The 10,233-nt window shown below is 32.2% G+C and carries 13 protein-coding genes; all 13 read left to right on the top strand.

Features of this window, described 5'->3' with window-relative positions; genetic code table 11:
- Window positions 1-251, top strand: a 251-nt coding sequence (locus EG849_RS15875; RefSeq protein WP_233581796.1) for a hypothetical protein, incomplete at its 5' end; no start/stop codon positions are given.
- A 46-nt stretch (window positions 252-297) separates the two neighbouring features.
- Window positions 298-846, top strand: coding sequence for a GNAT family N-acetyltransferase (locus EG849_RS12015; protein WP_109359893.1), 549 nt, complete (start codon window positions 298-300; stop codon window positions 844-846).
- 150 nt (window positions 847-996) lie between these two features.
- On the top strand, window positions 997-2,019 hold the full coding sequence (locus tag EG849_RS12010; protein WP_125013332.1) for a hypothetical protein: 1,023 nt from the start codon (window positions 997-999) through the stop codon (window positions 2,017-2,019).
- A 177-nt stretch (window positions 2,020-2,196) separates the two neighbouring features.
- The gene (locus tag EG849_RS12005; protein ID WP_125013331.1) at window positions 2,197-3,288 is read left to right on the top strand and encodes a hypothetical protein; all 1,092 of its coding nucleotides are present in this window, start codon (window positions 2,197-2,199) and stop codon (window positions 3,286-3,288) included.
- A gap of 2 nt (window positions 3,289-3,290) precedes the next feature.
- Window positions 3,291-5,009 carry a P-loop NTPase family protein gene (locus tag EG849_RS12000; RefSeq protein WP_125013330.1) on the top strand — a complete coding sequence of 573 codons (1,719 nt, stop codon included), beginning with the start codon at window positions 3,291-3,293 and terminating at the stop codon, window positions 5,007-5,009.
- Between the two features lie 167 nt (window positions 5,010-5,176).
- Window positions 5,177-5,554 carry a hypothetical protein gene (locus EG849_RS15870; protein ID WP_233581795.1) on the top strand — a complete coding sequence of 126 codons (378 nt, stop codon included), beginning with the start codon at window positions 5,177-5,179 and terminating at the stop codon, window positions 5,552-5,554.
- 165 nt (window positions 5,555-5,719) lie between these two features.
- Window positions 5,720-6,208: a hypothetical protein gene (locus tag EG849_RS11985; RefSeq protein ID WP_125013327.1), complete on the top strand. Its 489-nt coding sequence runs from the start codon at window positions 5,720-5,722 to the stop codon at window positions 6,206-6,208.
- A gap of 197 nt (window positions 6,209-6,405) precedes the next feature.
- A complete protein-coding gene (locus EG849_RS11980; RefSeq protein WP_125013326.1) occupies window positions 6,406-6,807 on the top strand; it encodes a tetratricopeptide repeat protein in 402 nt (133 codons plus the stop codon).
- Between the two features lie 5 nt (window positions 6,808-6,812).
- Entirely contained in the window at window positions 6,813-7,403 is a 591-nt protein-coding gene (locus tag EG849_RS11975) for a hypothetical protein (protein WP_233581794.1), read from the top strand.
- On the top strand, window positions 7,396-8,580 hold the full coding sequence (locus EG849_RS11970) for a hypothetical protein (protein WP_125013324.1): 1,185 nt from the start codon (window positions 7,396-7,398) through the stop codon (window positions 8,578-8,580). The genes EG849_RS11975 and EG849_RS11970 overlap by 8 nt, the downstream gene beginning before the upstream one ends.
- 198 nt (window positions 8,581-8,778) lie before the next feature.
- Window positions 8,779-9,360: a hypothetical protein gene (locus tag EG849_RS11965; protein WP_125013323.1), complete on the top strand. Its 582-nt coding sequence runs from the start codon at window positions 8,779-8,781 to the stop codon at window positions 9,358-9,360.
- 191 nt (window positions 9,361-9,551) lie between these two features.
- Window positions 9,552-9,803, top strand: a complete 252-nt coding sequence (locus EG849_RS11960) for a hypothetical protein (protein WP_125013322.1) — start codon at window positions 9,552-9,554, stop codon at window positions 9,801-9,803.
- On the top strand, window positions 9,803-10,162 hold the full coding sequence (locus EG849_RS11955; RefSeq protein ID WP_125013321.1) for a hypothetical protein: 360 nt from the start codon (window positions 9,803-9,805) through the stop codon (window positions 10,160-10,162). Before EG849_RS11960 ends, EG849_RS11955 begins: the two co-directional genes overlap by 1 nt.
- Window positions 10,163-10,233: the final 71 nt, after the last annotated feature.

Here is a 10,233-nt window from a genome sequence, read left to right as displayed (position 1 = left end):
AAATAAAGTCTGTTATTTATCAGACTAATACAACCAAAATTAGGTGTATATGTCTGTTTTTATCAGACATATATACTAGTTGGGAAAAATCGCCCTTCGGGACAATTTTTCCCAATGACCGCTCGGCTTCGCCGACAGTCGGGAAACCATCGTTGCATTCGCACGACGTTCTCCCAACTGTCGCCTTTGACGCATTCCGAAAAGGAGTGAAAACTCCTTTCGGAACGACGACAAAGCCGAGCGGTCATTAGCGGTCAGCTTATAGAACGACACCGAACAAAAGAAAGTCTTGACAAAATGAAAACATTTATAGAAACAGAACGACTAATTTTAAGAGAATTAGAATATACAGACGAAAATGACCTTTTTGAAATGGATTCTGACCCAGAAGTTCATTTGTTTATCGAAAACAATCCTGTGAAATCAATTGACGAAATAACAAAAGCCATTGAAATGCTTAAAAAGCAATACAAGGAAAATGGAATTGCTCGTTGGGCTGTTGTTGACAAATTGACAAACGAATGTGTTGGTTGGTCGGGACTAAAATACTTTAACCAGCCATTAAACAATCACAATGATTTTTACGAACTTGGATACAGATTTAAGAAAAAACATTGGGGAAAAGGTTTTGCGACTGAATCTTCAATCGCAATATTAGACTATGGATTTAAGAACTTAAACATTGACAAAGTTTTTGCAATAACAGACCCTAAAAACGTAAATTCAAAAAATGTTTTGACTAAATTGGGTTTTGACTTTAAAGAAATTTTCGATTATCAAGGAGACTTAACAGACTGGTTTGAATTAGAAAAAACAACTTGGGAGAACAAAAAGCCGAACCGCTAACAAGGTATTGGCGTAATGGCGGGTGAAGTGCTTCGATTGAACATTTGTGCAAGGTTCAAGTTTTGTGCTTCGATTGAACTTTTGTGCTAAAATTCCGCCACTACGCCAATACCCAAAACGTTATAAGCCATTTTAAACAAAGACATCAATATGCTAACAGGACAATTAGAATTAACAAACGAACAGACTTCACCTTTGTTCAGACTTATGTGGATACATAATGCGACCGAACCAGCCAGACGACATTATGATAATAATATATGTGCCTTTCACATTGGAAACGGATTTATTCTCTCGGTTGCCCATAACATCAAGACAGAGGCTTTAATTTTCAAGTCAATTGACAATGCAATATTTACAGCAGACATTTTGCCTCACTTGAATCCTACTCAAACGCAATTGTTTAACCAATGCTATCCATTAGACCCGCAGACAAATAAGCGATACATTAACATCATTAACCAAGCTGACGTTCAAACAGTGGTAGACACTCTGAAACAAATCAATTTCGACACAAGGTGGTTAACACTGACGCAAAGAAATATTTGTAACCCGTTTTTAATTATCCAATTTAAGAACAATCAATTTTATAATGACCCAACATTAACAGGACATTTCAACGGAAATACATACTTCCATGAACCAGCTATTAATAGACATACATTTTTAGTTGAAGTTGAACTTGTAGACGCATATTACAATGAGGATATAGCTTTGTATAAAATTGTAAATACGCACCAAGACATCATAAGTCGTCTTCCTAGCATTGAAGTTGATTTCTCTTTATTAGACGATAATCAGCCTAATTTTTATTGCCTGCAAAGTTCTCCTAATAGTGAAGTTGGAAAACTAATTAATAAGGCACAAATAGAAGGTTATTTAGAACATTTTGGACTCTTCCCAGATAGAATTGGAGGCAATTACACATTTGAAGGAACACGTTATCTAATTAAAGGATATTTCAGATTCGGTTCTTCAGGAGCACCATATGTGTTTTTTGATATTGAGAATAACAAGTTCAAAGTAAACGCAATACAAAGCGAAGCTTGCCCAGTGCAACTATCAATTGATAATAAGCGAGATGGGAATTTTCAATACGTGAATGCAATTGCGTCACCTCTAAATATAATTGAGACAAGACTTCAACCACATTTGACACCAGCGACAGTTTAAATGAAATCAAAAAAACGGCTTATAACAGCACATTTGCAATAGGCGGGGTTACGTGCTCCGCAGACAGTTTAGTGGTAGCCGAAAGCTCTGTGCTCCGCATCAACATCAGTGGTAAAAATCCCGCCCATCGCAAATCTGCAAAACGTTAGGCGACACTCTAATAAACGACACTGCAAAATGATAGATAAAACAATAAATTCAGGACCAGACGCACAAAACGGATTCGCTTTGCAACGGAATACTGCAATTTTTTTGTTATTAGAAAATTATTTCACCAAGTTTCAAACTAAAAAGTATTTCGTTTGCCTTGAGCATCACGAAGATTTCTTGTTTTGCTTTTTAAATGAAAATGATGAAGTATCACTAATAGAAGCCTATCAATCAAAAAAAAAATCTCCTGATATTTGGCGGTTAAATAATGAACTATTTAATATTTTAACAAAATTATTAAAAACAGGTAAAGGACTAATTCAAGATGGAATTTCAAAATCTTTAGGATATAATCATATACTTTACTTCTCTTCTAATCAAACAATTCATTTAGAACATAAACCCCAAAAAAGTGAAAATTTACCAATTATTTCGGTTTCAATAAAAGCTGATAATAAGAATTGTATTTATCCAGATTTACCAAAAGAACTTAAAGAAAAAATAAAAACTAATATTATAGAAACTGATTTGCATAGCGAATTAGATAATTTAAGTTTCATCTGGATTCCATTCACGACAACAGAAAAAGAGCAAGAAAATCAACTTGTTGGCAAAATAGACGAAGTTTTTGGTAACCAAATTTTTGATAAGCGAGCTGCAATTGACACTTTAGTTTGTCTTTTCAGAAAAATAGAAACTTCCTATAATAATGGTAACACAGTAAAATTATTGGACAATTCAAAAAGAGTAGGAAATTTAGAAGTTGAAAAAGCTTTTAATATTCTAACTTCAAAAGCTAAATGCTTTGATTATTGGCATAGCAAAGAAACTGAAATTGCAAAGACATTAAAAGTAAGACCTATTGAAAAAGAGCAGTTTCAATTAATTTTCAATTCATCATTTGATTTATTCAAAAGTATCAAAGAGCGAGAGCATAAAAAGATTTTAAATTTCGTTCAAGAGCAGATTGGTAATTTAAATTCTTATACAGAAGTGGATAATGTAATAGAGCTATTTGAATTGTTTAAAAATTCAGAAAGAACAAATTTTAATGATTTGCAATTAAAGGCAATCCTTTTTGCAGCTCTTTTTGAAATATTACACACTAAAGAAAATTAATAATGAAATCTCAAATTACATATAAAAACTTATTTATTTACTGTGAGCAAAACCAAAAAGGTTTCTTTACAGAATTTAGTGAGGGACTAAATATTATCCACGGTAAAAACACATCTGGAAAAAGTACTATCATTCAAGCAATTCTATATACATTCGGAATAAATGATGAAAAACATAAGTTGACCGAAATTCTAAATGAAAAAGTAATCTTTCGATTAGATTTTATTTTGAAAAAAGGAATTGAAGAACACATAACAATAATTCGCGATGATGATTTTATGTTTATCAAACGAGAGAATCAACCTTTAGAAAAATTTTCTGGCATTAGTGGTAATTCTTCAAAAGAGCACATTAAATTAAAACATTTTTTGTCAGAACTATTTGATTTCAATTTATATTTAGAAACATCTGGTGAATATAAATTAGCCTCTATTGAAGCGATGTTTTTACCTTATTATGTCGCCCAAGATTACGGTTGGGTTTTGGCTTTAAAATCATTTAGAGGTTTAGAATTTTTCAGAAATTTCAAATATGATTACTATGATTATTATTTAGGAATTACTAATGAATTTGACAGATTAGAAAAGCAAAAACTTGAAAAAGAGAAAAAAGAATTAGAAAATTCAATTAAATTTCTAACCAATGTTGGACAACAAAAAGACGAATTAAATCTTTCTAAATTAAAAGATGAATCATTTATTTCAAAGTCATTAGAATATTTAGATTCTTACAAAAAGAACAAAGAAGAATTAATCCAAGCAGAGAAAAAACATTTATTAAAATGCAACGAATTAACTTTTTATGAAGAGCGTTTAAAAATTTTAAACAAAATAAATAGATCTTTAAAAACTGAAAATCCATTAAAAAACGACTGTCCAACTTGCAAACAAAACTTACCAAGTTCATTGGAAAATATTTATGAATATTCACAAGATGTAAATAACACGATTGCAGAAATTCAAAAAGTAAAAGATAAGCTTAAAGATTTACAAAGTTCTATAAATAGCATAGAGGAAAATATAAGTACTTTAAAAGATAAAGTTGCAAAGGATTATTCCGTATTAATTAAATACAAAATTGACGACTTATCATTTGGCACTTGGTTAGATAACAAAACAAACGTCAAACTTTCAGAAAATATTTTAACCCAAATAGGAGAAACTACGATAATTCTTAATGACAAAGTAGAAGAGTTAAGAAAATTCAAAACAGATGATGATATTAAAAAAGAGAGAAACACAAGAGATTTTCAATTTAAAAAATATTTCATCGAGTTTTTAGATGAACTTGGAGTGAAAAAATTCGAAGATGATAAATACACATTGTTGTATTGGATGGGTATTTTTCCAAAACAGGGTGTTGAACTATTAAAAACTATGTTGGCTTATTATTTTGCATTTAACAAAGTAATAGAAGAAACAGAATATGTTCATAGATTTCCATTTTTATTAGATGCTATTTTTAAAGAAGACATAGATGAAAGCAATAGAAAAATGATTCTTGAATTTATTTATAAAAATAAACCTAAAGGTGAACAAATAATTTTTTCATTTGCAGAGTCGACAATAAACCCTAAGACTGCAAATGAATATAATAATGAATTAATGAAAAATGATGCGAAATTGATTTTGACTGATTTGACAAACGAGAGGTCAATTTTAAAATCGTTAAGTATCGAACAAAGAGAGTATTTAATGGAAACTATAAAATTAATAGAATAAGAGCGATCGCCTAACAGCAGTTTGGCAAAATGGCGGGTTTAGTGCTAAATTCAAGTTCAGTTTTTCAATTGAACTTTTGTGCAAAACTGAACATTTGTGCTTCGATTTCCGCCACTTCGCCAAGCTGCAAACCGTTAGCAGAAATTTCGAAAAACTTTGTAGTAAAAATGAACTTAAATATCAAATATAAAACGTCATTAAAGATAAGTGCTTTTGCATTTGGAACGGTTTCGTTGATTGCATTTCTGCTAGCGTTTATATTCAATCATAAGTTTTCAATCTATTTTTATATAGGTTTGATTATTTACCTTTTCATCGAGATTTATAAAATAAAAACAAATTACATAACCGTGAAAGATGGCTACATTGTGAAAAACTTTGGTTGTAAACTAAAGTTAGCTGAAATTCGTAGAGTTATCCGATATACAGATGAATTTGTTTTGGAATCAGATAAAAAATCCATGTCAATTAACTTGGAAAAAGTAAAAAAAACATCTTTAAAAGACCTAGAGTTTTTTATGCAACAATTGAAAGATAAAGTATAGAAACTTCTGCTAACACTGGCTATAAGAAATTTGCGATTTTTAGGTAGCCGGAACATCATCGTCACGAAGAAAGTTTTATCTTGCAGACAGTACTCGGTTCGCTATGTCGCAAACTTCCCATAGCCAGAGAACGTTATAGAACATTTCAGAAAACCGCCCGAAAACATGAGAACGATTATAATTATTATTTCTATTTTACTAGTCAATCCGATTGTTCTTCTTTCTCAGGAAAACCAAGCTTTCGTTGCTGAAAATTATATAACAAAGAACTTTGACGTTGCGATATTTCCAAAGACATATATCGAAATGCTGCCAGATAATAGGTTCACTCCTACTAAATCTCAAGTTGAACAAGCAGAACTAGCATTACGAACTGACTTAAAAAGGCTAAATTCTAAAAAGACCAATCAGATTTCAACTCCAATAATTGACAAACGCCTTAAGAAGTATCGACGGCAATATTTCGGATATATTGATGAAAATGGAGAGGAAATTCTAATAATTAATGCCTTCTGGAAAAGCCGAGAGAATAAAAAAGAAATTTGGCTTAATGAATATATAAGAGTTTTAGACGGTGGAAGCTTTTATTGGGAAATAAAATACAATTTAACAAAAGGCAAACTATTCGACTTGATGGTAAACGGATATGCATAGAAAGAGAGAAACGTTCTATAACACACGCTAAGAGCAGTCACTGATTTTCAAGTAAATCGAGGCTCTTTTTCACGAAGAATAATTATCTTGCCGAGCGTACTCAGGTTCGCTTTGGCCGCGACTGCTCCTAGCGCGAGACCGTTGCCAGCAATGTTAAAACCAACCGGAGGATGCAAATCAACTAAAATAGAAAAATTATGTTCGACGATTTTTTTAAAAAACGAGAAGAAATGCCATTAGCTCTAAGAGCAATTTCAGCATTACAGAAAGGAAACTATCAAGAGGCGTTGAAACTTTTCGACGAATATATTCTTATGGTTGAAAATCAAAATCTCCCATTGAACGAGGACGATGCTTCTTTTTATTACAACAGATCGATTGCAAAATCGCAACTAGATGATATTGATGGTGCTATGGAAGATTTGGTTAAATGCCTAAGAATCGCCGAACTACACCAAGCTTATTTAGAGCTTTTTAATTTATATCGTTTTAAGCAAGATGCGCAAACAGGTACAAAATATCTTATACGGGCATACGAGCTAGGTAACAAGGAAGCTGAAAAAGTGTTAAGAGAGAATACCAATTATTTTAATCGCTAAATTATATGAGAGTAGACCTACGCCACATATTAAACGAAGGAATGGAAAATCTTTCAAAATGGAGAAGTCGATATTCAAAAACAGAATATCCAGAAAAAGTTGCTCTAAATATTTTTTATCGCAAGTATACAATGGAGTTTCTTTTTCCTGAAATTTTAGACTCATTTGAAGACGTTAAATACGCAGATTTTAACGATGGTCTCGAAAAACTGAAAACACTTTATGGATCGATAGCGATATCCAAAACCCAACCGATATTAATGGAGTTGCTTGAAGATGTACATCGAAAAGTTGGCACAACTAATTTCCATGTTTTCAAGTCGCTTATCTCCGAAGTGCAAAACGGAAGTATTGAAAAACTCGAAGAATTAGAATACTCCTACCTTTATTATCTCCTTACCGATGAATGTATTTTACTTTGGGCAGCATTTGGAGGTACAGGCTTAAAAAAATTGGACGTAGTTTCAAAACTATCTGGAGTGATTATCAAAACTGATGAGATAAACTCATATAGCTTAATTGAACAAATAATGGGGCAACTCTGCGCTTCGCCCTATTTAAATGAAAATTATAAACCTTTGCCGCCGAATGTTTAATGAAGAGTACTTACATAACGCCTTAAATCATCTAACGAAGGTAGACGGATTTACGGATTTTTATAATAATTATGTAGAAAGTCATGACGTACATTCGTCTGCACAACTCGAAGAATTTTATCATGCTTTTAAATGCCATCTTGTAGAGCAGGGCAATTGGAATAATGATCTTGAAATAACTCTTAATATAATTTTTGAACAAGCAAATGATTTAAAAGAAAGAAAATCAAGTGCACCTATTTTCATAATCAACGAAGCAAAAAAAATAAATGATAGCTGGATTGCTGATTTTCACAGAGACTATAGTAAATGCACAACTGGAGAAAGTTTTGCCACAGAAATAAAACCTGGACGATATAAAACCTATAGAGAATATGATATTTTCTATGGTGTAGATGGTTCAAAACTAAAAGCAGTCTATTCAAAATACCGCGATTATAAGCATCCTTATGTGAGTTACACAATTGGAAGCGCAATGTACAAAGCTCAAAATTATTCAGAAGGCTTACCCTTGATGCACGAGGGTTTAAAAAATATAATTTCATATCCAAATTATTACTGGAATAGCGAGTATGCAATCGAAGGTGCAACTTGGCTTATTGGAGATTTACTACAACTTTTAAATGATAAATTCGATTCGGACTTCAGGATCGAAAAAATTAAATTGCTAAAAATAATGTTTCTGTTCATGACGAGATATATTTGCATGACTCGCTCAAACATGAAAACAATTGACTTTTATTCAAACAGAGCTCGTATTGTTAAGGCTAATTATTACGAATTTATATCCATTTTTGGTTTAGGTGTAAACCCCGATATTCAATTTATTTCGGATATGTACCTAGCATATAAAGTAGCGGACGAACATCGCCTCACCAGCATCCCTCCTTTTATGCAGCTGTATTGGGAAAGCAAGAAAATGTATGACCATGGTTCTCATGTTCCAAACAATTCAGGGGGATACAAAGAAATCGAAGATAAAACGTGGATGCAATGCGTTAAAGTTGGAGAATTACGAAGCATAATTCTAGCAGAAAAATTATTAAAAGAATTTGAGAATTACGAATTAAATATTTCAAATATAAAACTAAATGAAATATTTCAACAGCTAAAAGAAAATGTAAAGGATGGTTTCGATGATTTTATAAAAAAATTAATTGACAACAAATTGAAATAAGTATCCAAAACACTGCTGGCAACAGCACCTAGAGAAACTCACTGCTTTTCAGGTAGTTGAATCCTTTTTCTAATCAAGAATAATTATCTTGCCGAAAGTACGCAGGTATTTTGGCCGTGAGTTCATCTAGCTGCAGACCGTTATAAGGCTATTGCAGCGACAGAATTGAATATTTGTATAAAGTTTAAAGGAATAAATATGAAGCTAATAATGCTGACAACTCTGACTTTTCTTTCAATTATTTGCAGTGCGCAAAAAAAACGAGATATTGATTTTAAAATAGAAACTGACTCATCGGTATTACAATATTTAGAACATAAAAATATTAGCTTTTTAGGTACGCAAAATGCTACTTTACGAGGAATCGGTACTTTCGGAGAATATGGAAGGTCTAATAAATTAATAGTTCCAGATGCACTATTTTTTAATAAACATGGTTATTTGATCGAAAACGGTGGAAAAGGCGAAAATTGTGGCGCTTCAATAAATAAATTAGAAAAACTCGTTAAGATGAAATCTAATGCTTCTTTAACTTTAAAAAATTTTTTAAACGAGGTCACTTTAAATGATGGAGAATATAGTATTGAATATCAGACAGACATCTATATTATTTTGAAATGGGCAAAATGGGCTCCAGCTGAAAGTGAAACAACCTTTAAATGGCTTGCTAGTTTACAGAACCAAAACAAATTGAAGATTAAAATACTTCTACTTAATCTAGACATCCATGAAAGGTGGAACTTAAGTGAAGAACAAAAACAATATTTAGGGATTATCTAAATTTAGAGAATTGCAACAGCCTATAACAGCAAGCTAGCGCAAACGCCTAATTTGTAGTAAAATAATGTTTTCGTTCACGAATAATAATTATCTTGGCCGAAAGTACACGGTTCGCTAAGTCGGCGTCAGCGCCAGCTCGCAACCGTTAGCGGTAATTTTAGAACGACACCACAGCAGTAACAGGTTGACATATGACAATACCGAAGGATAGAGTAATAATTGCAAGTGATATTAGCGACAGGGACGGCATTGGCGTTGAAATTTACCGTGACGACAAGTTAGTAATTGAAATGTTCCGTGACGACACAAAACGCACAAGGACTGTTACACTTTACCAACAAGACATCTCATTGGATTTGCTTGAAGAGAGCATTCAGACTTTTAAAAAAGAAATTCCTTGGGACTTCATTGACTATGACAACTTAGAACATTCAAACAGATAATGAACATAGTCATTAAAATAAATATTAACAACGACAGACCTCCATTTATTGAGAGAGTTTTTAAAGGTTCAGAACTCGTTTCTGAACGACTAGCAAATGTATTAGCCTACTATGATGTAACTTTAAGTAATACGGGACAGATGTCTATTTTTTCAGTTTCATTGACAGAAAAGCAAGTTCTGCAATTCGAAGAATGCGACTTTGTGTTTAGTGCAAATGATTACCCTCTAAGAAAGTATTTATTAGAACTAAATATTTTTGAAGACAAAGTAGATGAAATTATGGAACGAGTAATTAATGAAATAAATGACCTTTACTTTGACAAAAAAGAGAACATATTATTAGAAATAGAAACATAAAAACTACCGCTAACAGCTAAGGCTTCGTTGCGTCTGAAAGACGAACAATGAAACTCGTGTTGAACGGAACC

It is taken from the genome of Flavobacterium macacae (genome assembly GCF_003865365.1).
Taxonomy (GTDB): domain Bacteria; phylum Bacteroidota; class Bacteroidia; order Flavobacteriales; family Flavobacteriaceae; genus Flavobacterium; species Flavobacterium macacae.
The sequence above is the reverse complement of the archived record's forward strand: the minus strand, read 5'-3'. Positions and strand labels throughout refer to the sequence as shown.

Bases quoted from the DNA above. Each gene is read 5' to 3' on its own strand.
- EG849_RS12015 (WP_109359893.1), top strand. From the start codon at position 298: ATGAAAACATTTATAGAAACAGAACGACTAATTTTAAGAGAATTAGAA.
- EG849_RS12010 (WP_125013332.1), top strand. From the start codon at position 997: ATGCTAACAGGACAATTAGAATTAACAAACGAACAGACTTCACCTTTG.
- EG849_RS12005 (WP_125013331.1), top strand. From the start codon at position 2,197: ATGATAGATAAAACAATAAATTCAGGACCAGACGCACAAAACGGATTC.
- EG849_RS12000 (WP_125013330.1), top strand. From the start codon at position 3,291: ATGAAATCTCAAATTACATATAAAAACTTATTTATTTACTGTGAGCAA.
- EG849_RS15870 (WP_233581795.1), top strand. From the start codon at position 5,177: ATGAACTTAAATATCAAATATAAAACGTCATTAAAGATAAGTGCTTTT.
- EG849_RS11985 (WP_125013327.1), top strand. From the start codon at position 5,720: ATGAGAACGATTATAATTATTATTTCTATTTTACTAGTCAATCCGATT.
- EG849_RS11980 (WP_125013326.1), top strand. From the start codon at position 6,406: ATGTTCGACGATTTTTTTAAAAAACGAGAAGAAATGCCATTAGCTCTA.
- EG849_RS11975 (WP_233581794.1), top strand. From the start codon at position 6,813: ATGAGAGTAGACCTACGCCACATATTAAACGAAGGAATGGAAAATCTT.
- EG849_RS11970 (WP_125013324.1), top strand. From the start codon at position 7,396: ATGTTTAATGAAGAGTACTTACATAACGCCTTAAATCATCTAACGAAG.
- EG849_RS11965 (WP_125013323.1), top strand. From the start codon at position 8,779: ATGAAGCTAATAATGCTGACAACTCTGACTTTTCTTTCAATTATTTGC.
- EG849_RS11960 (WP_125013322.1), top strand. From the start codon at position 9,552: ATGACAATACCGAAGGATAGAGTAATAATTGCAAGTGATATTAGCGAC.
- EG849_RS11955 (WP_125013321.1), top strand. From the start codon at position 9,803: ATGAACATAGTCATTAAAATAAATATTAACAACGACAGACCTCCATTT.